The sequence below is a fragment of the Phyllobacterium trifolii genome (assembly GCF_014192095.1).
Taxonomy (GTDB): Bacteria; Pseudomonadota; Alphaproteobacteria; order Rhizobiales; family Rhizobiaceae; genus Phyllobacterium; species Phyllobacterium trifolii.
In genome coordinates, this window is record NZ_JACHXN010000034.1 from 17,247 (window position 1) to 42,212 (window position 24,966).

General features: G+C 56.1%; 19 protein-coding genes and 1 pseudogene. 17 read left to right on the plus strand and 3 right to left on the minus strand.

What is annotated here, in order from left to right; genetic code table 11:
• Positions 1-110: 110 nt before the first annotated feature.
• On the minus strand, positions 111-974 hold the full coding sequence (locus tag FHS21_RS28375; RefSeq protein ID WP_112529446.1) for an alpha/beta fold hydrolase: 864 nt from the start codon (positions 972-974) through the stop codon (positions 111-113).
• A gap of 646 nt (positions 975-1,620) precedes the next feature.
• Between FHS21_RS28375 and FHS21_RS28380 the strand changes: the two genes are divergently transcribed.
• The 14 genes from FHS21_RS28380 (at position 1,621) to FHS21_RS28445 (ending at position 18,689) form a co-directional block, all read left to right on the plus strand.
• The gene (locus tag FHS21_RS28380) at positions 1,621-2,613 is read left to right on the plus strand and encodes a GlxA family transcriptional regulator (protein WP_183665343.1); all 993 of its coding nucleotides are present in this window, start codon (positions 1,621-1,623) and stop codon (positions 2,611-2,613) included.
• A 201-nt stretch (positions 2,614-2,814) separates the two neighbouring features.
• On the plus strand, positions 2,815-4,485 hold the full coding sequence (locus FHS21_RS28385) for an ABC transporter substrate-binding protein (RefSeq protein ID WP_183665345.1): 1,671 nt from the start codon (positions 2,815-2,817) through the stop codon (positions 4,483-4,485).
• A 68-nt stretch (positions 4,486-4,553) separates the two neighbouring features.
• Positions 4,554-5,567, plus strand: a complete 1,014-nt coding sequence (locus tag FHS21_RS28390) for an ABC transporter permease (protein ID WP_183665347.1) — start codon at positions 4,554-4,556, stop codon at positions 5,565-5,567.
• 3 nt (positions 5,568-5,570) lie between these two features.
• Positions 5,571-6,446 carry an ABC transporter permease gene (locus tag FHS21_RS28395; RefSeq protein ID WP_183665349.1) on the plus strand — a complete coding sequence of 292 codons (876 nt, stop codon included), beginning with the start codon at positions 5,571-5,573 and terminating at the stop codon, positions 6,444-6,446.
• Positions 6,443-8,533 (plus strand): dipeptide ABC transporter ATP-binding protein, encoded by a 2,091-nt coding sequence (locus FHS21_RS28400; RefSeq protein ID WP_183665351.1) that lies wholly within the window; start codon positions 6,443-6,445, stop codon positions 8,531-8,533. The genes FHS21_RS28395 and FHS21_RS28400 overlap by 4 nt, the downstream gene beginning before the upstream one ends.
• Before the next feature lie 2 nt (positions 8,534-8,535).
• Positions 8,536-9,807: an MFS transporter gene (locus FHS21_RS28405; RefSeq protein WP_312879953.1), complete on the plus strand. Its 1,272-nt coding sequence runs from the start codon at positions 8,536-8,538 to the stop codon at positions 9,805-9,807.
• Entirely contained in the window at positions 9,804-11,237 is a 1,434-nt protein-coding gene (gene hydA / locus FHS21_RS28410; protein WP_183665353.1) for a dihydropyrimidinase, read from the plus strand. The genes FHS21_RS28405 and hydA overlap by 4 nt, the downstream gene beginning before the upstream one ends.
• Positions 11,234-12,007 (plus strand): SDR family NAD(P)-dependent oxidoreductase, encoded by a 774-nt coding sequence (locus FHS21_RS28415; RefSeq protein WP_246411273.1) that lies wholly within the window; start codon positions 11,234-11,236, stop codon positions 12,005-12,007. Before hydA ends, FHS21_RS28415 begins: the two co-directional genes overlap by 4 nt.
• Positions 12,008-12,038: 31 nt before the next feature.
• Complete coding sequence (locus FHS21_RS28420; protein WP_183665355.1) at positions 12,039-13,082, plus strand: NAD-dependent epimerase/dehydratase family protein; 1,044 nt, start codon at positions 12,039-12,041, stop codon at positions 13,080-13,082.
• Positions 13,079-14,005: an allantoinase PuuE gene (locus FHS21_RS28425; protein WP_246411275.1), complete on the plus strand. Its 927-nt coding sequence runs from the start codon at positions 13,079-13,081 to the stop codon at positions 14,003-14,005. The genes FHS21_RS28420 and FHS21_RS28425 overlap by 4 nt, the downstream gene beginning before the upstream one ends.
• Entirely contained in the window at positions 13,998-15,713 is a 1,716-nt protein-coding gene (locus FHS21_RS28430) for a thiamine pyrophosphate-requiring protein (RefSeq protein ID WP_246411277.1), read from the plus strand. The genes FHS21_RS28425 and FHS21_RS28430 overlap by 8 nt, the downstream gene beginning before the upstream one ends.
• A 19-nt stretch (positions 15,714-15,732) precedes the next feature.
• Entirely contained in the window at positions 15,733-17,067 is a 1,335-nt protein-coding gene (locus FHS21_RS28435) for a dihydroorotase (protein ID WP_183665357.1), read from the plus strand.
• 10 nt (positions 17,068-17,077) lie between these two features.
• Positions 17,078-17,851 (plus strand): SDR family NAD(P)-dependent oxidoreductase, encoded by a 774-nt coding sequence (locus tag FHS21_RS28440; protein WP_183665359.1) that lies wholly within the window; start codon positions 17,078-17,080, stop codon positions 17,849-17,851.
• A 52-nt stretch (positions 17,852-17,903) separates the two neighbouring features.
• On the plus strand, positions 17,904-18,689 hold the full coding sequence (locus tag FHS21_RS28445; protein ID WP_183665361.1) for an SDR family oxidoreductase: 786 nt from the start codon (positions 17,904-17,906) through the stop codon (positions 18,687-18,689).
• Between the two features lie 455 nt (positions 18,690-19,144).
• Here FHS21_RS28445 and FHS21_RS28450 read toward each other — a convergent pair.
• A pseudogene (locus tag FHS21_RS28450) lies at positions 19,145-19,697 on the minus strand (enolase C-terminal domain-like protein); the annotation flags it as partial.
• Between the two features lie 348 nt (positions 19,698-20,045).
• On the opposite strand from FHS21_RS28450, the gene paoA reads away from it, so the two are divergent.
• From paoA to paoC, 3 genes are read left to right on the plus strand one after another with little or no spacing between them, the layout of a single operon-like run.
• Complete coding sequence (gene paoA, locus FHS21_RS28455; protein WP_183665362.1) at positions 20,046-20,678, plus strand: aldehyde dehydrogenase iron-sulfur subunit PaoA; 633 nt, start codon at positions 20,046-20,048, stop codon at positions 20,676-20,678.
• Positions 20,675-21,625: an FAD binding domain-containing protein gene (locus FHS21_RS28460; protein ID WP_183665364.1), complete on the plus strand. Its 951-nt coding sequence runs from the start codon at positions 20,675-20,677 to the stop codon at positions 21,623-21,625. The genes paoA and FHS21_RS28460 overlap by 4 nt, the downstream gene beginning before the upstream one ends.
• Positions 21,626-21,629: 4 nt before the next feature.
• On the plus strand, positions 21,630-23,825 hold the full coding sequence (paoC, locus tag FHS21_RS28465) for an aldehyde oxidoreductase molybdenum-binding subunit PaoC (RefSeq protein ID WP_183665366.1): 2,196 nt from the start codon (positions 21,630-21,632) through the stop codon (positions 23,823-23,825).
• A 430-nt stretch (positions 23,826-24,255) separates the two neighbouring features.
• On the opposite strand, the gene FHS21_RS28470 is transcribed toward paoC, so the two are convergent.
• Complete coding sequence (locus FHS21_RS28470) at positions 24,256-24,492, minus strand: DUF7662 domain-containing protein (RefSeq protein WP_112529458.1); 237 nt, start codon at positions 24,490-24,492, stop codon at positions 24,256-24,258.
• Between the last annotated feature and the right edge of the window lie 474 nt (positions 24,493-24,966).

A 24,966-nucleotide genomic window follows, 5' to 3' on the forward strand; every position in this document is an offset into this window, starting at 1 on the left:
GTCGACGTTGTCGCGCGGCACTTAAACGGAGTCTTCCTATTCGGCGTGTTGAAGCATCTTCGGTCTGTTGACACTGGAGATCCAGGCGGTTTGAAAGCCGGCGTCGGCAACTAACCGTGGCGTCCTAAAAAGCTCCGCGTCAAGCTCACAGCCTCATCGAGATTTGTTTCCAACAGCCAATGGCCGCCGTCCAATAGATGCAATTCGGCATCAGGCAAGTCTCGCAAATACGCTCTCGCTGAGGCTTCCGGCATATAGCCATCTTGTGGCCCCCAAATTATCAGCGTTGGCGGCCGATGGTCTTGAAGATAACTTTGATATCGAGGAAACCAGTCTAAATTGTCCTTTAATCCAGCGATGATATGGGCTGATATATCTTTCCGTCGATCGGTCATTAACGACCAATGCAGCATCCAAAGATCGGGAGGAATCGCGGCCGCCAGTTCTGGTCGAACATCGTTGAGGAATTCACGTTGGAACTCTTCCTGGGAGATGCCCTGCCTGATTTCTGCAAAGCTATTCTCAGGGGTTTTTTCCCAGATTGCTTTTAAAGATGAATATTTTTTCCCCAAAACATCTTCGTAGATGTCACCATTCTGTATGATCAACGATGCGATTAGATCGGGGCGACTGATGGCGAACCGTAAACCAATCTGTGATCCGAAGTCATGGAGATAAAGAGTGAATTTGTTAAGTCCGAGTTTCGCCGTGAAACGTTCCAGAAAATCAGTGTAGCCGTCAAAGGTGTAGTCGAAGTCCTCTGGCGTATCACTGTAACCGCAGCCAGGAAAATCCGGCGCAATTAGCCGCCACCTGTCAGCCAGCGGAGGCATGTAGTTGCGAAACTCATAAGACGAACACGGATAACCATGAGGAAGCAGGATGACCGGCGCCTCTCTTGGCCCAGCCTCGCGATAAAAAATCTTGATGCCATCCAGGTTCAGTTCCTTGTGATGTACAAGCCCGTTTGTCATGCTTCTTCCTTTCATTGAGAACATCAGGAGCTTAATGGGAGGGGGCGCGATGGGTTCCGAGTACTCCTGACAGAATGGATCGTGAAATTTATGAGCGCGGCAAGGTCGCATCATGCCGTCGAAGGCGTTTCGCTCGAATTGCGCAAGGGCTAGACTCTCTCGATTGTCGGCGAAATCCGATTGCGGCAAGTCCACCCCCCGGCCGCTCGATCATCCGCCTGACGGACGCAATTTCCAGCGACGGGCGCATCGATGGCAAGAATGTTCTCAAAGCGGGTAAATCTTCACCGATATCCGCGAAGCGCAGATGATCTTTCGAGACCCGTTCGAAAGCCTCAATCCGCACATCCCGGCCAGGCGATTGCGGGACCAATCGTCACCCATGGGCTCGCGACAGCTTTCGCAAGCCCGCCAGCGTGTCGGCGAGCTTTTAGAGGGTGTCGGTCTTTACGTTTCGATGGCCGGATCGTTTTCCGCACGAGTTTTCCGGCGGCCAGCGCGGCACGTTTCTTGCCTGGGCAACTGCCAACGGGAAGCGCTGATCTATTCAAACAATAAAGGTACCGGATATATTTTCTAACTGTGCAAATGTGGAATTCAGCAGAGTCACATTGTGCAGAATGCTCTTCAGGGACAGGATCGATAAATGCCCAAGCAAATTGTTTCCTTCGACCAGCTTGCCCAGGCCGATCGTCCGATCCGTATCGGCTTCTTTCTCATACCAGATTTTCCGCTCATGACCTTTTCCGCTGCGCTGGATTCCTTGCGGCAGGGAAATAGACTGGCAAAGAAGACTGCTTTTGAATGGTTGTTGATCTCCGCCGACGGTGGTCACGTCAAGTCGAGCAGTGGACTTGGGTTCGATGCAGATGCCTCAATGTCTGGGGCATCGCGCTGTGACGTTGTATTATTGTGCGCCGGAATCAATTACACGGATGCTTACGATTCCAATATATTCGCTTGGCTGCGGCGGATTTACTCTGAAGGATGTATCCTTGGTGCCGTCAGCACGGCTGTCTTTTTCCTTGCAAAAGCAGGGCTGCTGGAAGGACGACGGTGTGCGGTTCATTGGGAATCCCTTGCAAGTTTTCGCGCCGAATTTCCGAATTGTCTGGCGACTGACGATATATTTGCCATCGATGGCCGGTTCCTCACATCTTCGGGCGGTACCGTCACACTTGACATGATGCTGTATTTGATCGCCGCCGTTGAAGGCCGGGATCTGGCCTCACAAATTTCCGATCAATTTAATCATCCTCGTATTCGCCGGCAAAGCGATGTGCAAAGAATGGATGCTTTGGACCGGTTCGGCATCCGAAATCCCAAGCTCGGTTTTGTCATACGCCGCATGGAGGCGACGCTAAACGATCCGATCGAAATTGCGCAGCTCGCCAATAGCGTTGCGATGTCCGTTCGCCAGCTCGAACGACTCTTTCAATCCAGCTTCAATAAGAGCCCCTCAAAATTTTACATTGAACTGCGGCTGCTGCGTGCGAGGGAATTGCTGATTAATACCGAGCTCGCAATCAATACTATCGCCGACATCTGCGGCTACGAATCTGCTTCGCACTTCAGCCGCTTCTATCGGCGTCACTTCAAGGAAAGTCCTGCTGTAACCAGGCGAGAGAACCACAGGTAGGGCGGCATATTGTTGGCATGACGATGTCGCTTCACGCATAGAGAGCGTCGAGTCGGTGCATATATTGCGATGTAAATCGCTCTTAGATTATCCGAAGCCTAAGAGACGGACAGAAGTCCGCAACGAGGCCAGGCCGGGGTAGCAACGTCGCCGTGGCTTACAAAAAACGGAACCGTTAGTGATCAAGAGGAGATAGCGATCATGGACACAGATGAGCATCCCTATATACCCACGCTGATTGCCGACCTCACGAGCAGGGGCATTAGTCGCCGAGATTTTTTGCGTAAGGCCACCCTTCTTGGCATGTCAGCCGCCGCTGCCTATTCGCTTGCCGGTATTTCCGAACCGAGCGTCGCAAGGGCAGAAGACATGCCCAAAGGTGGCAATCTGCGCATCGGCATGCGCTGCATGGAAATCAAAGATCCGCACCTGGCCGACTTTGCTGAGAAATCCAATGTCATCCGCCAGGTCTGTGAATATTTGACCTTAACCGACCGCAACAACATCACCCATCCCTACCTTTTGGAAAAGTGGCAGGTCAGCGACGACCTGAAGACCTGGACGCTGCACATTCGCAAAGACGTTAAATGGCGCAAGGGTGGCAAGGCATTGACGGCGGACGATGTCGTCTGGAATTTGAAGCGTGTCTGCGATCCTGCAATCGGATCGTCAATGCTGGGCTTGTTCACCGGCTATCTCGTACAGGAATATGACGGCGGCGAGAAAGACGACAAGGGAAATCCCAAGAAGTCGAGCAAACTCTGGGCAGACAACGCGATCGAAAAGGTCGACGACGCTACCGTCCGCCTAAACTGCTTTGCTCCGCAGATCGCAGTTCCAGAACATCTTTACCATTACCCGATGTTTATTCTCGATCCGGCCGAGAACGGCGCTTTCGGCGCCGATGCCAATGGTACAGGTCCGTTCGAAATTGTCGAATACACGGTGGGCAAGGGCGCGAAATACAAGGCCCGCAGCGACTACTGGGGTACAGGTCCCTATCTCGATACGTTCGAATATGTCGATCTTGGCGACAATCCCGGAGCGGGAATCGCTGCCGTCGCTTCAAGGCAAGTGGACGGTCTGTCGGAAGCCGATGCTGTCCAGGTCAATGCAATGAAAAACTTCCCGCATGTCGCGGTCTATAAGGTCGAGACCACCCAGACTGTTGTTGCCCGCATGCATCCAGATGCCGAGCAGTTCAAAGACAAGCGTGTTCGCCAGGCAATGCGATATGCGATCGATCGGGAAAAGATTATTCAGACGTCACTTCTTGGAGCCGGCACGCCTGCGGAGGATCATCACGTCGCTCCCTCGCATCCCGAATATGCAGCCCTTGCGAAATATCCCCGCGATATCGAAAAGGCGAAGAAGCTGCTTGCCGATGCAGGATATCCGGAGGGCTTCGAATTTGACATGGTAACCCGTCCAGATCCTATCTGGGAGTTGAATACGGCACAGGTTCTTGCGGAGCAATTCAAGGATATAGGGGTCACCATCAATATCAAGTCGCTGCCAAGCGCTCAATATTGGGAAGTTTGGACTACGGCGCCCTTCAGTTTGACGGCCTGGGGCCATCGCCCCCTCGCCATCATGACGCTGTCGCTTGCCTATCGCTCGAATGCGGCCTGGAACGAATCTCATTATTCCAACGCCGAATTCGACCAGCTTTTGACCCAGGCCGAGGGGATCCTTGATCCGAAAGAGCGCAGCAAGGTCATGGCGAAGATCGAGGCGATCATGCAGGATGACGGGCCGATCGTTCAACCCTTCTGGCGCATCTTCTCGACCGTCATGGACAAGAAGGTCAAGGGCTTCGAACTCCACCCCTCACAATATATCTTCGCGCATCAATACGCGATCGCGGCATAAATCCTCCGTGCCATCCCCAGTCGCGAACGTGCGACCGGGGACAGTGCAGATGGCGATGGAACGATGACATGGTAAAATTCCTGCTCAACCGACTGGCAATGATGTTGCTGACAATGCTCTGCGCATCGTTTCTGGTCTTCGCAGTCTGTGAATACACACCCGGCAGCGTCGCACGCAAATCTCTTGGACCATTCGCGACGCAACAGCAGGTCGACCTGCTGACGGCGAAGCTGAAGGCAAACGATCCGCTCGTCGTACGTTATGGCCGTTGGCTCGGTGTTCTCGTTGGAGCTATCCCTGATCCGCTGCAGGACCCGAGCACTGGCCTGAATTTCAAAGATCCGCGCGGCTCACAATATTTTGGCAACTTTGGCTATTCGACCCTCAACAAGCTGCCTGTCAACGACGTGATTTGGAACAGGCTGGGCAATACCGCGATTCTCGCCGGCCTCGCCTTTCTCCTCATCGTTCCCCTTTCCATTATCTTTGGCATCCTTTCGGGGCTGAAGGAAGGAGGCCCCCTCGACAGAACTCTGTCGGTGATATGCATCACCTTCACATCAATTCCGGAATTCGCTTCGGGCGTTTTTCTGGTCACGCTTTTCGTCATTCTCTGGCCGATACTACCCGGGACAAGCCCCTTGAACAGTGACGGAGGTTGGGCGATTCCTTACCAGTTCGTCCTGCCCGTAGCTGTGCTGGTGATCTACGATTTCGGATACGTCGCCCGGATGATCCGCGTTTCTATGATCGCTGTAATGGAACGGCCCTATATTCGCACCGCAGTGCTGAAAGGCATGAGCACACGTCGTGTGATCCTCGGCCATGCCCTGCGCAATGCAATGATTGCACCGTTCACTGTACTGCTCCTCCAGATCAACTTTCTCATCAGCGGCGTGGTCGTGACCGAGCTCGTCTTTGCCTATCCGGGCTTTGGGCGATTGATACTCGAAGCCAGCCTGTTCGGCGATATCTCAACTCTCGAGGCGGCAACGCTGATCACTGTCGCCATTGCCGTCGTAACGCAGCTGCTGGGTGACCTCGGCTACATGCTGCTAGATCCACGCATCCGGGTGAGGTAAATCATGGCAGCTCTAGATATTCCGGATGCAGTTCAGGTAGCCCGTATAAAACGTCAAGCACGGTCAAACTGGATGCGGATCTTTTATTCGCGCACAGCTCTCATCGGCCTGTTTCTCGTCACGTTCTGGGTTGCCGCGGCCTTGCTAGCCCCCGTTCTGCCTTTGCCGTCTCCAACGGATTCCGATGTTATGGCTATGGGCAATCCATATCCTTCCGCGGCTCATTGGCTGGGCACTGATATCCTGGGACGGGACATACTGGCCCGGCTGATCTTCGGTGCAAGAACGGTGCTGTCGGTTGCCCCGCTTTCTGTGGCCGTCGCCATGATTGTCGGAATTACGATGGGCATGCTCGCCGGTTATTACGGTGGCTGGATCGACACCGTCATCAGCCGGTTTTCCGACATTATCCTCGCTTTCCCCGTGCTGGTCATCTACGTCATTCTGATCGCGAATATCGGGCCTTCGGTCACGAACATCGTGATTGCGACAACAATCGCATCGGCCCCCGGTATAGGGCGCATCACGCGCGGTTTGGTGCTCGGCCTCAAGGAGCAGGAATACATTGCGGCGGCGCGGCTGCGAGCAGAGAACACGCTCTATATCATGCTGGTCGAACTCCTCCCCAACTGCCGCAGCATGTTGATCGTCGATGCCTGTTTGCGCATCGGTTATACGATCATCACTATTGGCATTCTTGGCTTCCTCGGTCTTGGACTACCGCCCCCCAATCCGGACTGGGGCGGGATGGTCAAGGAGAGCGTAACGGTCCTCAATGTCTGGCCGTTGATGTCACTAATCCCCTCCGCAGCCCTCGTCAGTCTTGTACTTGGCTTTAACCTACTCGCTGATGGCATGAGAGAGGCTTGGAAACCATGAACCTGATCGTATCCAACCCTAAAGGAGCGGCCATGTCCGGCAGTTCACAGTCCGATACCGTTCTTGATGTCAACGATCTGAGGATCGAGTTTCACGGCAAGAGCGAGACTGTGGTGGCCGTTCCCACCCTGTCCTTTAGCGTCAAGGCGGGGGAAAGTTATGGTCTCGTCGGTGAATCCGGTTGCGGCAAGAGCACGACTGCCATGGCCATCATGGGGTATCTCGGCAACACGGGTGTGATCGCCGGTGGCAGCATCCGCTTCGAAGGCAAGGAGCTGGTCGGCGCAAGTGCGAGAGAGCTGCGGGCAATCAGGGGCCGGCAGATTGCCATGGTCTATCAAGACCCGATGAGCGCACTCAATCCGGTTAAAACAATTGGATCCCAACTTGCAGAAGTGCCGCTTCTGCATCTGGGAGTGTCCCGCACGGAGGCCATGGAAATGGCTGCCGCCATGCTTGCAGATGTACGTTTGCCTGACGCCAGCGATATGCTCAAGCGCTATCCGCACCAACTTTCGGGCGGTCAACAACAGCGCGTGGTTATCGCTATGGCACTCCTGGCGCGCCCGTCTTTATTGCTTCTAGATGAGCCGACCACCGGCCTCGACGTTACCGTGGAAGCGGCGGTTATTGATCTGATCGGTGAATTGCGATCCCGCTATTCCACAAGTCTCTTGTTCATTTCGCACAATCTTGGATTGATTGCGGAGACCTGCGACCGGGTTGGCATTATGTATTCGGGCGAAATGGTGGAAGAAGGCCCCACCGGTGATCTCTTTCGCAAACCACGCCATCCCTATACGCAGGGCTTGATCGATTGCATCCCCGATATCACCCATGACAAGCGCAGCCGGTCGCTTGCCGCTATCCCTGGCCATATCCCGTTGCCACAAGAGCGCCCCGTCGGCTGTTTCTTCGCACCGCGCTGTACAGGGTTTACGGCCGGTCTGTGTGATAGGCCGGATCTCGAGCTTGAAGATATCGGCGGTGATCATGTGGTTCGCTGCATTCGCTGGAGGGATATGAAACGCTCCCAACCTGCCCAACTTGCGCAGATTGGCAAGGCTCAGGTTCAAACGGAAGCTGTGGCGGTTTCTGATCTGACCAAACTTTACAAGCTGGGCGGGGACAGAACCCTGAAGGCGAATGAATCAGTCTCATTCAATGCGGCGAAGGCCGAGATTGTCGCACTCGTTGGCGAGTCCGGTTGTGGGAAGTCAACCTTGGCTCGCATCGTCACGGGACTTGACCGGGCCACTTCGGGAGAGATTCGGATAGCTGGCGAAAACGTTGCGGAAATTCAGGCGAAAGACCGGCCTCGCCACCTTCTGCAATCCATCCAGATGATTTTCCAGAATCCGGACAGTACCCTCAATCCGTCCCATTCTGCGGCATTCTCGATCCGCCGTTCCATCAAAAAGTTCGGCATCCGCAAGGGTAAGGCCGCGATCGAAGAGCGCGTTCGCGAGCTTCTTGAAATGGTGCGGCTGTCGCCTACGATCGCCAACCGCAAGCCAAATCAGCTCTCCGGCGGGCAGAAGCAGAGAATTGCGATCGCCCGTGCCTTCGCAGCCGATCCGGCACTCATCGTTGCTGATGAACCTGTCTCAGCTCTCGATGTATCCGTCCAAGCGGCCATTGTTACCCTTCTTCTCGATATCCAGCGGGAGAGACAATCGACGATGCTGTTTATCAGCCACGACCTGGCGTTGGTCAGGCATGTCGCTGACAAAGTTGTTGTCATGTACCTTGGCAAGGTCATGGAGCAGGGAACTGTCGAAGAGGTGTTTGGCGGCGGTACGCATCCCTACACCGAAGCTCTGATTTCGGCGATCCGCAGCCCCAATCCGGATGAGAAGAGGCGCGTTCGTGTCCACTTGACGGGTGATACACCCAGTCCGATCAATGTTCCCGCCGGCTGCCGATTTGCGACCCGCTGCCACCGAAAGGTCGGCGCAGCATGCGATTCCGTGCCGCCTCCATTACGAAAAATGTCAGACACACATGAGATTGCCTGCCATATCGACGCTGCCGAACTGCGCACCACGCCATCTCCATTCGGCGCATCAGCGCAAGGGTGTGCATAATCGTGACTCAGCCGTCGGTATCCGGAACAAGACTCTGGCAGAAAGTGGCGCGGTCCCGCGCCATTTTCCCGATCCTGTTCAGTATATGCATTATTGGCACCGGCAACGGCTTGCTGACGACAGCAGTTTCACTTCATTTGAGCAATCCGGAGGTAGACCCGCGCGTGGTCCAGACTGTGTTGACCGCATTCCCGGTGGGATTTCTGGCGGGTTGCCTCGTCACGCGGTTTCTTGTTGCCAAACTTGGGCATCAGAGGACCTTTCTCCTGGTTTCTTTGCTTGCGGCGCTGGCGACAGCGGGTTTTACCCTGACAATATTCATGCCCGTGTGGGTGGTTCTTCGTCTGATGAATGGTCTGTCGATGGCAGCGCTGTTCATCGTTTCAGAGAGCTGGATCAATCTTTACGCCGACCAGCGCCATCGAGGCACCTATTTTGCGCTCTATATGCTGATGACCTCGCTTGCGGTCCTGTTCGGCCAATTGATGATCGAGGTGGCCGGGCCGCATTCACCGCACCTGTTCCTCATTGCGACAATGACGTTCGTCGCTGGTCTGGTTTATTGCAAATTCATTGCCGCTCACTGGCCAGTATTGCCAGCCTGGGAACCTCAACCTGATCCATTGACCATCGCGCCAGCCAAACAGCGCTATAGTCTATGGAAACTTGCTATTCTCGCGCCTGTTACAATCCTTGGCGTTTTCCAGGCCGGCATGACCAATATGAATGTCTTTGCAATGACGCCGATATATGGTGTTCGTATCGGCCTTTCTGCGGCTACGACTGTTGCATTGATCACGACATTCAGTATCGGCGGTATGCTGGCCCAGGCCCCGGTGGGCTGGTTGTCGGATCGCTTGGATCGCCGTCTGATGTTACTGGTGCAAGGGGGTGTTGCTGCGTTGCTGTGTGCCGGGATTGTATGGTCGGGCAATCGGTATGTTTCGTTGCTCTTTGTGCTTTTTTTCGCCTATGGAGCGACGGCTTTGACCATCTATCCCGTCGCTATCGCCTTTGCCAATTCACAGATTGAGAGCCGCCATATGGTGTCGGCATCCGGCGGACTGCTCCTTCTCTACTCCATCGGCAACGTCATGACGCCCGGCTTGGCCGCCGGTCTGATGGAACATGTGGCGCCGCAAGCGCTGTTTGTAATGCTGGGCAGCGGAGCAGCGTCTGTAGCAATCGCAGCGAGTTTCAATCTCATGCGCAGACACGCCGTGATACCCGCCAGCAGGGGATCGAGTTGTGTAACCTCAGGAGTAAACGAATGAGCAGTGCATGTGATTTTGAGCTCGTCATTCGGGGTGGAAGGGTCGTCTTGCCAGATCAAACCCTTGAAATTGATGTTGGGATTCGTGGTGGGAAAATTGCGGCGCTTGGCAAAGATTTGCCGAAGGGAGATACGGAAATATCGGCTGAAGGCCGGCTGGTTCTCCCAGGCGGCGTCGATAGCCACTGCCATATGGATCAGCAGCCGTGGGAAGGCAAAGCCACGGCTGATGACTTCAACACCGGAACGCTGTCGGCAATGTGCGGCGGCACGACGACCGTTATACCCTTTGCCATGCAGATGCGCGGTCAATCGCTGCGAGACATCGTCCTCGACTACCACGATCGGGCCCGCCCGAAGGCTCATATTGACTATGGGATTCATTTGATCGTCGGTGATCCGTCGGCGGAGGTTTTAAAGAACGAGATCCCGGCCTTGATCAATGAAGGCTGCACTTCGATGAAAATTTACCTCACATATGACGGGCTGAAGCTCGATGATTATGAGGTACTGAACGTTCTCGATGTTGCCAGGTCAGAGGGCGCAATGGTCATGGTCCATGCGGAAAACGACGCTTGTATCCGCTGGCTCACTGAGAAATTTATCGAAGCCCGCAAAACGCAGCTACGCTACCACGAGAAAGCTCACTCAGAGATCGGAGATCGGGAGGCCACCCATCGCGCAATCAGTTTGTCGGAACTGATCGAAACTCCCATTCTGGTCAGCCATGTTGCCGCCGGCGGCGCGGTGGAGGAAATCCGACGTGCCAAGGCCAGAGGGTTGCCCATCTACGCGGAAACCTGTCCGCAATACCTATTCCTGTCGGCTGAGAACATCGACACCCATGACCTGTCCGGATCGAAATGCGTCTGTACGCCGCCACCCCGTGACAAGTCCAACCAACCGGCGATTTGGGACGGGATCCTTGACGGAACCCTTGAAGTTTTTTCATCTGATCATTCGCCCTGGAACTATGCCGACAAGATTGCGGGCGGCCCTGATACGCCGTTTAACCGGATTCCAAATGGCATTCCTGGCATTGAGACGCGACTTGCGCTGCTATTTTCGGCTGGTGTCAATGGTGGCCGCATCTCTCTCCAGAAGTTTGTCGAGCTGACTTCCGCAGCACCGGCACGTCTCTTCGGTCTCTATCCGCGCAAGGGAGCGATGGCGGTCGGATCAGATGCAGACTTGGCGATCTGGGATCCGGACCGAATAGTCACCATCAACAACGCGATGTTGCATCATGCAACCGACCATACACCCTATGAAGGTCAAACGGTGCGGGGCTGGCCCGTCATGACCATTTCGCGCGGGGAACTGGTTTGGAATGATGGCAAGGTCCTGTCCAAGCCTGGTCGCGGGCAATTCATTGCGCGAGAACGACCCTTTCCGCCACGGCAGGACCTTTCACGGACGCTTGCGTCATGATGGAAATTCCAGATCAATCGGGGAAAAGGCTTGGCGGAAAGGTGGTCTTCATCACTGGAGCTGCAAGCGGTATCGGGGCAGCGATCGCGCGGCGCTGCATAGCCGAAGGAGGAAGTGCAGTCTGCGCGGACGCTTCGCCGGATAGCGTCGCAAATCTTGCTGCGGAACTAGGTTCTTGTGCCTTGGCGCTTGAGTGTGATGTGACGGATCAACGTTCCATGGCCCGGTCAATGAGCGCTGCTATTGATCATTTTGGGCGCCTCGATGGATTGGTCCACAATGCTGCGGCACCCTCGCTCGATGGCACGGTCGTCGATCTCGATGAAGAGCAATGGCGGCTGGAAATCGACGTTACCCTGACGGGCGCATTTATCGCCAGCAAATTCGCGGTACCACTCATGATTTCCAGCGGGGGCGGATCGATAGTGCTTGTCGCGTCCCAATTTGGTCATGTGGCGACCGGAAAGGCGGTAGCCTATTGCGCGGCCAAGGCAGGCCTCGTCCATCTTGCCAAAGCCATGGCGGTCGATCATGCCGGCGATGGCATTCGCGTGAACAGTCTATCTCCGGGGGCAGTGGCTACTTCCAGGCTTTTGCAACGCTGGCCCGATCTTGAGACAGCCAATAAAGGTCTCGGACCCGCGCATCTGCTCGGCCGGATCGCGCAACCCGGTGAGATTGCTGCCGCTGCCGTCTTTCTCCTGTCCCCGGACGCCTCCTTCGTTACCGGCACTGATTTGCTCGCTGATGGTGGTTTTGCAACTCGGTGAATCTCTTCGCTGCAATGAAATGGATCTCGAAATGACTCTCTTTGTAACCGGCGGTACGGGTTTTGTTATGAGTGTTCTGGTTCGCGAGTGGCTTGATCGCGACCCACAGGCCCGCGCCGTTATTCTCGACCGGTCCGGACTTGACGACATGGCTGAGCGGTATTTCGCTCCCGTTCGAGACCGTCTTACCGTGCTTAAAGCCGATATCCTGGATTCAAAGCAGTGGTCGAGCGAACTTGATGGCCATGACATTTCGTTAGTGGTGCATGGCGCAACGATAACCCCCATCTCGCGAGGCAGTGTAACGGAAGCGCAGCGCCAGCCGGAAGCCGAGGACCCGGCCCGCATCGTCGACGTCAACTTGATGGGAACCGTGAGGGTGCTGGAATGGGCCCGGGCCAAGCCGTTGGTCAAGCGCTTTGTCTATGTCAGCTCTGGTGCGATCTATCGCCATCACGGTCCAGATTGGGCGGGAGAGCCGCTGCCGGAAGATGGTTATGTCGCGCCGTTGACCCTTTACGCCATTTCCAAATTCGCCTCGGAAATGGTCGTCAACCGTTACGCTGATCTCTTCGGCATATCGGCCTTAAGTGTTCGCCTCGCATCTGTTTATGGTCCTATGGACCGGGCAACCACAAGCCGCAATTTTCGTCACGTACCAAATCGCGTCGCGCACATGGCCCTGGCAGGTGAGGTGATCCGTCCCAACAGCTTGGAACCGGTAGGTGACTATGCACACTCGTCGGATGTGGCACAGGCAATTATCGCTCTGCTCATGGCGCCACGTCTTCGTTACCGCCATTACAATATCGGCAGTGGCGTCACGTCGACCATCGGCGACGTGATCAACTGGGCGCAGGAAAAAATACCGGATCTGATGGTCGAAGTCAGCCCTCCAGAGACTGCCAACATAATTCAAGACACCGCACTGAAAGACGGCATGTGGGGTGCTTATGACCTTGCACGTATTGAGCGCGACACTGCTTGGCGTCCACGTCCAGTCAAGGAGGCTTTTCACGACTACATGCAATGGATTGTCGCCAATGAGAGCAACGCAGCAGGGGAGGGACTATGATGACGGGTGAGACCGCGTTGAATAATACAGAACACCAGCCGCGCGATTTCATAGGCTACGGCCCGAAGCCACCCTTTGTCCGCTGGCCGAATGGCGTGAAACTCGCCATCAATCTGGTGCTCAACTACGAAGAAGGCTCGGAATACTCGTGGCTGGAAGATGGTCGTAACGACAATTGGGGTGAATACAATATTCCCAATAGCCCACCGGTGCGCGATCTCGGCACCGAAACCCACTTTGAATACGGCAGCCGTGCTGGTGTCTGGCGTTTGGCGCGTCTTTTTGATCGATATAACGTTCCAGTTACAGTGTCCGCCTGTGCTGTTGCGTTGGAGCGCAACCCGGCCGTCATCGAATGGATGAACGCACGCGGCCACGATCTGCTGGGTCATGGCCTGCGCTGGAGCGAATATTCCACCCTGGACCGCAATGAAGAGGAGCGCCAGCTGAATGAGGCAATTGCGCTTTACAAGAAGCTGACGGGACGGCGCCCGTTGGGCTGGAACTGCCGCTCTTTTCCGAGCGTCAACACGCGTGACCTGATCGTTAAAGAAGGTGGTTTCCTGTATTATTCCGACCCTTGCAACGATGATCTTCCATATTATGCCGACCACGATGGAACGCGGCTGCTGGTCGTCCCCTATTCCAAGACGCTGAACGACAGTCGCTACCTGATAGCGCCCGGCTATAGCAGTCCGCGCGATTTTGCCGAGGATTGCCGTTCCGCCATCGACTATATGATCGACGAAGCTGACGAGACCGGGGGGCGGATGCTTACCATCGGTGTTCATGCCCGCTGGATGGGTCAGCCCAATCGTGCCTCGGGTTTGCGCGAGGTTATTGAGCACGTCAGCAATAAACCAGCTGCTGCCTTCATGCGGCGGGAAGACATCGCGCGTCATTGGCTCGAAAATCATGAATGAATCAATCCGCAGGGTCGATGCGAGCGTGGCAGGCAGATTGATGATCAGCCCGGTGAAGGCCGGAGGGCAGACGATGTCCGGCGCGCAGATCGTCGCTTCAATCCTAAAGCTGGAAGGCGTCAAGCAGATCATCGGCTTTCCCAACAGCGAACTCTTCGATGCCTGCGCGGCACTCGACATTCCACCGGTTATCGCCCGAACGCCGCGTGTCGCGGTCAACATTGCCGAAGGCTACGCCCGCACTGTGGCTGATGGTGAGTTGGCTGTCGTAACAGTGCAGTATGGGCCTGGCGCTGAGAGCGCGTTTGGTGGGATCGCCCAAGCGTTCAACGACCGCGCCCCCATCCTGTTTTTGCCGACAGGATATCCGCGCGGGTCGGAAGCAGTGCCCCCAAATTTCCACGCCAGCCGTAATTTCCGGCACGTGACCAAATGGTCCGAGACAGCAGGCCGCATCGAACATCTGCCCAAATTAATGCATTCGGCCATTTCCCGCGTTCGCAATGGCCGACCGGCGCCAGTACTGCTGGAGTTGCCCGTCGATTTGCTTGCGGAAAAATTCGATCCAACCAATGAGGTCTATCAACGACCACGGCGCAGCGCACCGCAGGGTGATGCTGGCGAGATTGCTGAACTGGTCAAAACACTTCTGGCCGCAAAAAACCCGGTAGTGTTTGCGGGCCAGGGAGTTCTTGCCGCCTCCGCCACGAAAGAACTGGTCGAGTTTGCCGAATTGCTGCGTATCCCGGTCATGACGACACCAAATGGAAAGAGTGGCTTTCCGGAAAACCATCCACTGGCGCTAGGTACGGCAGGCAGGGCAAGGCCAGCCACGGTAGATCACTTCATGGACAAGGCAGACGTCGTTTTAGCGCTGGGCACGAGCTTGACGCGATCCTATTACATATTGCCGATCGCGAAAGACAAGGTGCTCTTACAGGTTACGGTGGACGCGGGCGACCTTGGCAAGGATTATCTCATCGCCCAAGGCGTCGTCAGCGATGCTCGCTCGGCCCTCAGGCAGATGATCGCCTATGTCAATCAACAAAAGCATGTCTTGGTGGATCGTGCCGACGTCATGAACGAGATCCGTTCGATACGGTCCGCGTTTAGGGAACGCTGGATGCCGCTATTGACTGCCGACAGCGAGCCGATCTCACCTTATCGCGTCGTTTGGGAAATCATGCAGGCGGTTGATCCCTCTAACTCTGTTGTCACTCACGACGCCGGTAATCCACGCGATCAGTTCAGTCCATTCTATGAGGCCGTTGTACCGGGAAGCTATATAGGCTGGGGGAAGACAACTCAGCTTGGCAGCGGCCTCGGTTTTGCGCTTGGTGCTAAACTCGCGCGGCCCAACGCCACTGTTGTCAACCTGATGGGTGAGTCTGCCTTTGGCATGGTCGCTATTGATTTCGAAACTGCAATCCGGTGTCACTTGCCAATTCTGACCGTGGTGTTACGCAACAATGTGCTTGGCGGTTATGCGGCCAGCATGCCGATAGCTTCCCGAAAATATGGCGCAAACCGTATGTCGGGCGCCTATGCCCCGATTGCAGAAGCCTTGGGCGGCTACGGGGAATGTGTGAGCCTTCCGCAAAACCTTCGGCCGGCGCTCCTGCGTGGCCTTGAACGGGTGGGCAAGGGACAGGCAGCGCTGATCGAAGTTGTCACACATGAAGAGCCGCGCTTGCCGGGCTTGAGCTGACAAATGTGGGATCGGCCAAATGTTTGATACGCTGATCACAGGCGGTACCGTCGTCAATGCGGAAGGAGAGTGCAAAGCCGACATTGCCATCGCCAACGGACTGTTTGCCGCGCTCCTTTGTCCTGGAGAAACAGCAGGTGCCCGGACACATGTGGATGCCGCAGGGAAATATCTGCTTCCGGGACTGATCGATGCGCATGCCCATCTGCGTGAACCGGGGCTCACTCACAAGGAAGATTTCGACAGTGGCACAAAAGCTGCGGCTCTCGGGGGTGTCACTACTGTGCTCGATATGCCGACGGACGAACCCTGGACAGCCACAGGTCAGCAGCTGCGCGACAAGATGGAATTGGCGAAAGGGCGTCTCAACGTCGATGTCGGATTCCAGGGCGTCATAAGTAAGGATATGAACGCCGTCCTGGAAATGCTCAAGCTTCGGCCCGTATCCCTCGAGCTATTTACTGCAGATGTACCCCCCGCCTACCTTTTTGACAGCCTTGATAGCGTCCATGAAACCCTGAAACGATTTGGCAGCGAGAATACGGTGATAGGCATTTCACCGGGCGACCAGTCTATCTTGCTGGGCAGCGAGGCGCGTGATTGGGCCGGTGACATTCGGGCATTTCTATCCAGCCGCCCGCCGCTGGCTGAAGCCAACGGTATCGCCCGCGCGGTTCTGGCTGCTGCGCAGTCCACAGCACGCATTCATATTCGCCAGATCAATTCTCTCCTTGGCCTTGGTGTGTGGCGTCGCCTCAAAGACATGGCGGATGCAACCGTGGAAACGACGCCGCAGAATCTTTTTTTCACGGCGGATGACTACGAGATACTGGGAGCAAATCTGAAGGGCTCGCCTCCACTGCGCGGACGGGATGATGTCCAGGCATTACGTGCGGCACTTTCTGAAGGATTGATCGATATTGTCGCGACGGACCATGCACCCCATAGCGCGGCGGAAAAGGACACGCGTTACGGTGCTTTCGCCGAAATTCCCGGCGGGATGCCCGGCCTGCAAACCCTTCTGCCGGTCATGCTGAAGCTGGTCGACGAGAGGGTGATAAAGCTGACAGACCTTGTGCGCATGTGCGCTCTGGCTCCAGCGCGGCGTTTTGGTCTCGGTCGCTCGAAAGGTGCGATAGTTGCGGGTTATGACGCCGATATTGTGATCATCGACCGGAGCCGGAAATTCAGGATCACCAACGCGCAACAACTGTCCCGAGCCGGCTACACGCCATTCGACGGTTGGACCGTTCCTGCTGAACTCACGGACGTCTTTCTGCGCGGCAGGGCGATCGTGTCTCAAGGATCGCTTGTCACAGAGGCCCAGGGCCAAGTCATAGCCCGGCAGGACTGAGAGAAAACCAATGCCCATATTGCAGAACAGAATTGCGATTGTCACTGGCGCGAGTTCAGGCCTTGGCCGTGCCATAGCGCTTCGCTACGCCAGGGAGGGAGCGACAGTCGTCGTCGCTGATGTGATCGAGACGCCCCTTGAGGGTGGGGAAACCACTCCAAATATGATCTGTGACGAAGGTGGAAAGGCGATCTTCGTCAAGACTGACATCTCCAGCTGGGATGCTGTCGACGGGCTGGTGGAAGAGACGGTCAAGCAGTTCGGTCGGCTCGACGTGATCGTCAACAACGCCGCCATATATACTTCAACCAACCTGCTTGAAACGACGCCCGATCAATGGGCCCGTGTTATCGGGGTCAATCTCACCGGTTTCTTTTATTGCTGCAAACGAGCTGCTCAGCAGTTTCTGAAGCAGGAACCGGTCAATGACATCCGCGGCCGGATCATTAACATCTCGTCCCAGCACGGCATGGTCGCTTGCCCCGGAGACTTCCCCTACGGCGTCAGCAAGGGCGGTATAGTTCAAATGACACGTCAAATCGCAATCGATCACGCCGATGAGCTGATTATCTGCAATGCGATCGCGCCGGGCAAGATCATCACCGGCAAACCCGGTGTGGCAAACGATCCGGAGGGCCTGGATTATTCCCGGCGGCGTACGCCTTGGCCGCGGCTTGGTGTTCCCGATGACGTCGCCGGCGCCGCCTTGTTCCTCGCAAGTGACATGGCGAGCTACATAACAGGCATCAATCTCATGGTCGATGGCGGCTGGATAGCCGGTTGACAGCGAATTTGAACGAAGAACCGGCTCTACCGGAAATGGAAAGGAAATACGCATGGATCTAGGAATCAAGGGAAAAACTGCGCTCGTTCTCGGCGCGGGCGGTGGTCTCGGTAGTGCTATTGCGAAATCATTGGCGGTTGAAGGCGCTCAGGTTGCAGTCGCCGATATCAACAAAGAGGCCGCTGAAAAGACCGTGGCCGATATTCAGGCCAGTGGCGATTCCGCCATGGCGGTGGGGTGGGATCTTGGAGATCTTTCGGCGGTCGAGCCGAATCTGTCGCTGATCGCAAAACAATTGGGATCGGTGGACATTCTGGTCAACATTACCGGTGGCCCGCCTCCGACACTGGTTTCCGGTCAGAGCGCGGATAGCTGGCGGAAATATTTCGACAATATGGTGCTTTCCGTGATCGCGATCAGCGATGCTGTCCTGCCAAAAATGCGGGAGAAAAAATGGGGCCGGATTATTACCTCGACCTCCTCGGGAGTCGTCGCTCCTATTCCCAACCTCGGCTTGTCAAATGCGCTGCGAATGTCACTCCTAGGCTGGTCAAAGACACTTGCCGGTGAAGTCGGACGGGATGGGGTCACGGTCAATATTGTGCTGCCGGGCCGCATAGCAACGCAGCGGATTGCATTTCTCGATGAGCAAAAGGCGAAACGCGATGGAAAAGCGGTGGAGGAAGTGTCGGCCGCAAGTACAGCGTCTATCCCTGTTGGTCGCTACGGCGAACCGCGGGAATATGCGGACGTCGTGGCATTTCTGGCAAGCGCGCGCGCGTCCTATCTGACAGGATCTGTCATACGCGTCGACGGCGGATTAATTAGTAGTGTCTGAGTGAAGATAAGGTCAATCGATTGAGACAGAACCTATTTTTTGGTCTTTGGCGGATGTTCCCCGGCAGAGTTGTCGGCGAGCATCTGCTCTCGGGAAGTTTTCCGCATGCAGCGCCAATAGCTGTGACGTGAGAAGGCCCATGTTTTGGTTAAACGAGTCATTGCGGATATTTAGGCACAAGCGAAAAACACTGCTCTGAAGTTGCCTGCGCCTTACGTCCGCGGCTTGCAGGCGTGCTGATCTCTGTCGTTGGAACATATCGCGCCACTGCAGTTGGCTTGCCATTCCGCATCCGAAAATCGCAGGAGTTTGGTGTCGGCGCGTATTGGAACCCAAGTCGTCAGCCTTAACCCTGTACCGTTTTGAATCCCGGGAGATTGGCGCCTAAGCTTTCCGATGGGCCCACAGAGGAGCCTAAAATGTCAATTGCCTTCCCACCATCTCTCCAAGACATCTTACCCCCCGAAGCCATCGATAATATTGCTGCGCATGAAGTCCATGTTAAGCCTTAGACCGAGACCGGAACCAGCAGGTAATTTCAACCTCTCTCCGCTGTTGTCGAGCGGTTTCTCGAGGAACGAATTGTACTTATCGGTCCGCTCGCATCGTGGGGAGTAACCGGAACATAATAAGCTTCCGCTATTGCCGCGATCTTTTTCAACTCGGTGATCCCTCCGGTCCAGGTCACATCCGGCATAATGAATTCTGCCAGTTCTTGCTCAAAACGGGCACGAAGTCCCAGCGTGTATGCAGCCTTTCGCCAACGGAAATCGCAGCGCCCACCTTGTCGCGTACCTGTTTCAAGGCATGATAGCTTTCAGGGGGCACCGGTTCTTCAAACCAACCGATATCACCTGCATCTTCTAGAGTACGGCAAAGGCGGATAGCGGTAGGTACATTGAAACGTCCATGAGCGTCGATCAGGATCTCCATATCCGGCCCCGCAGTTTCGCGTACGAGAGCGGTCAGCTCAGCGGCGACACGCTCGTCTTTCCTGCTTAGTTGGCCAATGGCATCGATCAGGACATCAAGCTCAACAAGGCCCTCTGGGTCCTTTCGCAGAAGATGGCGGAACTCAAAGGCGACAAGGCTCCGGCCTGATGTCTTTGCTTGTGACGGCGAGAGTTGCCGCAGCATCCCCCAAACCGACGAAACACGAGAACGTCCGGCACGTCGGATGGGACGGATCGCTCGAGCCCTAAACCAGCGGAGGGGAACCGATCACGATTATATGAATTAACATGATGTGATAGCGGGCAACCAATCGTCCCGTATTTCTGTTCTGGATTGTTCGTCGGGTCTTGCCTAATCGGCGTCGCGACCTTGTTGGACTCAACAAACAAACTGGACTTGGATATGCACCCCACCCAACTTGAAATATCCCGCAGAGATCTACTTATCTCATCGGCCGCGACCGTCGCGGCCATCGGTATCGCCGGGGGAGCGGCGGCGCAGGCCTCAAGGAATGAAATGGCTTACACAACCAAACTAACCTTTACAGTCAACGAAGAGGGCCGCGAACTCGATGTCGACAACAGGACAACCCTTCTCGACGCACTACGCGAGCATCTCCATCTCACCGGAACCAAGAAGGGATGTGATCACGGCCAATGTGGTGCGTGCACTGTCATAATCGACGGACGCCGCATCAATTCCTGCCTGACGCTTGCTATCATGCATGAAGGCGACGCGATCACCACAATCGAAGGTCTCGGTAAGCCTGACGATCTTCATCCCATGCAGGCAGCCTTCGTTAAGCATGATGGGTTCCAGTGCGGCTACTGCACACCGGGCCAAATCTGTTCGTCTGTTGCCATGCTGGCGGAAATCCAGGCGAACATCCCGAGCCACGTCACCGACAATCTTAATGCAGAAGTGGCGATCACTCCGGTCGAAATTCGCGAGCGCATGAGCGGCAACATCTGTCGTTGTGGTGCCTATTCCAACATCGTCGACGCAATCATCGAAGTCGCGGGGACCAAAGCATGAGACCCTTCACTTACGAACGCGCCTCTTCCATCGAGGCAGCGGCCAAAGTTGCCGCTTCCAACTCCCAAGCCAAGTTCATAGCCGGCGGCACGAACCTGCTGGATCTGATGAAACTTGAAATCGAGACGCCGGCTCATCTGATCGACGTGAACGATCTCGGCCTGGATAAGATCGAAGCCACATCGGAAGGCGGGCTGCGCATCGGCGCTTTGGTCCGCAATACGGATCTTGCTGCCGACGAGACCGTTCGTCGCGACTACGGCCTTCTTTCCAGAGCGCTTGTCGCGGGCGCCTCCGGCCAGTTGCGCAACAAGGCCACCACGGCAGGAAACCTTCTGCAGCGCACACGCTGTCCCTATTTCTATGACACGAACCAACCGTGCAACAAACGCCAGCCAGGCAGCGGCTGTTCAGCCATTGGCGGTTTTTCGCGACAGCACGCCGTCATTGGAACGAGCGATGCGTGTATTGCGACGCACCCGAGCGACATGGCAGTCGCCCTGCGGACTCTGGATGCGACGATCGAAAGCGTCAAGGGCGATGGAAGCCGCCGTTCCATTCCGATTGCGGATCTGCATCGTCTGCCCGGAGATACCCCTGAGATCGAGACCGTCCTGGAACCCGGCGAGTTCATTACTGCCGTGCTGCTGCCACGCCCCCTCGGAGGCAAGCATATCTATCGGAAAGTCCGGGACCGTGCTTCGTATGCTTTTGCGCTTGTCTCAGTGGGCGCAGTGATCCAGCCGGACGGCACGGGACGCGTTGCCGTCGGAGGTATCGCGCACAAGCCATGGCGCGTCGAAGCGGCGGACACCGAGCTACCGAACGGCGCGCGGGCAACGAGCCGTGTCCTTCTTGCGGATGCGCGCAGCACCGGGCAAAACCGATTCAAGATTGACCTGGTCGAGCGCACGCTCGGCGCAGTCATAGCCGCAGCAAAGGGTTGAGCCCATGCAGTTCGATACACCAGCAACCACCAATCCGATCGATCGTCTGAAGGTCATCGGTCGGCCGATCCCCCGCATTGACGGCCAGCTCAAAACGACCGGCCGGGCGATGTATGCGTACGAGTGGCATGACTCCAACGTGCGCTGTGCTTACGGCTATCCCCTCGGCGCTGCAATTGCTAAAGGCAGAATCAAGTCGATGGACATCTCCGCAGCGAAGAAGGCGCCGGGCGTGCTCGCCGTAGTGACTGCGCTGGACGCGGGCAAGCGGAAAAAAGGCAAGTACAATACCGCCAATCTCTTCGGAGGTGACGAGGTGCAGCACTATCATCAGGCGATCGCTGTGGTCGTGGCGGAGACCTTCGAGCAGGCACGCGCGGCGAGCGTGCTGATCAAGGTCGCCTACACCGAGGAGAAGGGCTCGTTTGATCTGAAGGCGGCGATGGATACGGCGGTCAAGCCGGAGTCAGAACAGCCGGATTCGGCGGTGGGCGATTTCGAAGGCGCCTTCAGGGCCGCTCCGGTCGTTCTCGACGAAACCTACACCACTCCGGACCAATCACATTCGATGATGGAACCGCACGCGTCGATTGCCGCATGGGATGGCGACGAGTTGACCGTCTGGACGTCGAGCCAGATGATCGACTGGTGGCGGTCCGACCTGGCGACAACGCTTGATATGGACAAGGAAAAGATCCACCTGATGTCGCCGTTCATCGGCGGCGGGTTCGGTGGCAAGCTGTTCCTTCGGGCGGACGCCGTGCTGGCCGCGTTCGGTGCACGCGCTGCCAAGCGTCCCGTCAAGGTAGCGCTGCCTCGGCCGTTTCTCGTAAACAACACGACCCACCGCCCAGCTACCCTCCAGCGAATCCGCATCGGTGCTGAACGCAACGGCAAGATTACGGCCATCGCGCATGAGAGCGGGTCCGGCGACTTACCCGGGGGCGGCCCCGAGACCGCTGTCATGCAGACCCGGCTACTCTACGCTGGCGCGAACCGGATGACGGCTATGCTGCTGGCGACGCTCGATCTTCCCGAGGGCAACGCAATGCGCGCGCCCGGCGAGGCACCTGGCCTTATGGCGCTCGAGATAGCGATTGACGAGATCGCCGAGAGGGTGGGTATTGATCCCGTACAGTTCAGGATTATCAACGATACCCAAGTCGATCCGGAAAAACCCGAGCGCCCATTCTCTCACCGCGATCTCATCGGCTGTTTGAAACTGGGGGCAGAGCGGTTCGGCTGGGAGGGACAAGGACGGCCCGGATCCCGACGTGAGGGCAGCTGGCTTATCGGGACGGGTGTCGCCGCGGCTTTTCGCAACAACCTTGTGATGCCCTCTGGGGCGAAGGTTCGACTGGACGGTGAAGGGGTCGTTACAGTCGAAACCGACATGACTGATATCGGAACGGGCAGCTACACCATCATTGCCCAGACGGCTGCGGAAATGATGGGCGTCACGATCGACAGGGTCAGCGTTCATCTCGGTGACTCGCGCTTTCCCGTTTCGGCCGGTTCGGGCGGACAGTTCGGGGCAAACTCCGCTACATCTGGTGTCTACGCAGCCTGCGTCAAGCTGCGCGAGGCAATTACGCAGAAGCTCGGCTTCAACTCCGACGATGTTGTCTTTGAAAACGGCGAGGTTCGCTCCGGCAACCGGTCGCTTCCCCTTGCCGAGGCCGTAGGCCCGCACGGACTTGTCGGTGAGGACACCATGAAGTGGGGCGATCTGTCGAAGACCCATCAGCAGTCGACCTTCGGTGCCCACTTTGTTGAAGTCGGTGTCGACGTCGACACTGGGGAGAGCAGAATCCGGCGCATGCTGGCCGTCTGCGCGGCAGGAAGGATACTCAACCCGATCACAGCGCGCAGCCAAGTCATCGGCGCGATGACGATGGGAGTTGGGGCAGCACTTTCCGAAGAGCTTGCGGTCGATACGCGCCGAGGCTACTTCGTCAATCACGATCTCGCCGGCTATGAAGTGCCGGTGCATGCCGACATTCCGCATCAGGAGGTGATTTTCATGGATGAGACCGATCCGATGTCGTCGCCTATGAAGGCGAAGGGCGTCGGTGAACTCGGACTTTGCGGTGTCGCTGCCGCTATTGCCAATGCGATCTACAACGCGACAGGGGTCAGGATCCGACACTATCCAATCACGCTCGACAAGCTGATCGGCGGCCTACCCGAGGTCACCTAAGCATGGATGCAGTGGTCCTATGAATGGGCACCGCTCCCATTTGCGGAGATAGCAGTAATTATCCTTGTGATTGGACGCAGTAACTACAGGGAAGTCGTGCCGTTCCTGGTTTTGCGAGAGGACTGCAGGCTTTTACCATCCATTATGACAACCTCACCGCGCGTTTTAGCCTTCACCACTGCTTGTCCGTGCAAGTGCGGATCGACTTGTCACGAGGGTAATCCGCGCCTTTCCAAAAATAAAGCGCACTCGAACCAAGAGGATGGGCTTCGGTGACAATGGATGCGGCATCAAGCACAGCACATCGCGAGACCTGCACCGTCAACGGCGTCAGTAGGCCCCGGCTTGGGCACCTCGTCCGGAAGCCGGGCTTCACGCCGAAATCGGTTACTCCCGACAGGAGACAAGTGTGGTTATTTTGTCAACCAGCTTAACTGCGAACGAAGCGCACCTTGTCGTTCCCAGGTACGAGATATGTCTTATAACCAGCTCTTTGTGATGCTTTGTGGCCCGCGCACATCTTCGCCGCGTTTTCCCAATATTGGGACTGCTCTGCAGACTTCGGAAGGTATCCGTTAATGATGTCGGCAATCTCGTCGAATGTCAGAGTAAGTTCACCTTCCGTCCTAAGTTTAAGATAGTCGGTGAGGCTCGCGTATTTAGTCATATTCGGCATCCCCTCAAAACCCGTGGATATGAGACACAATCTGGCACGACGCAACTACCCAATTGAGATGCAGCCGTGGATTAGCTCGGGTACCTCGAATTTAGAGGAGCGCCCTTCTTACTGCGCACTAATCGCGGTTTATGCGATATAGTAATGTCAATGGACGGCCCGAGCTTGCTATACGTGAAACAATCGTCGTGGTCCCGGCCCGTAACATCAGCTTGCACAACCATTTGGACGTATCCAACCCAACTGCTGGTTTTTGTTATGTTGTGGCCTCCAGGCGCCGCTTGTACAGACATGAGACGGACGCGCCAAATTCGAGACTATGTGATCGTGTGGCTGATGATTGGAAAAAGTTGGAAGATGGGTCGCCGAATGACCTGCTCCCCTTTGTGTCCGCATTTATAAGTTAGCTCTGTTCTGGTTTTGGCCTTTTTCGGACCGGGTTGCGAACTCATAGGGTGTCATGCC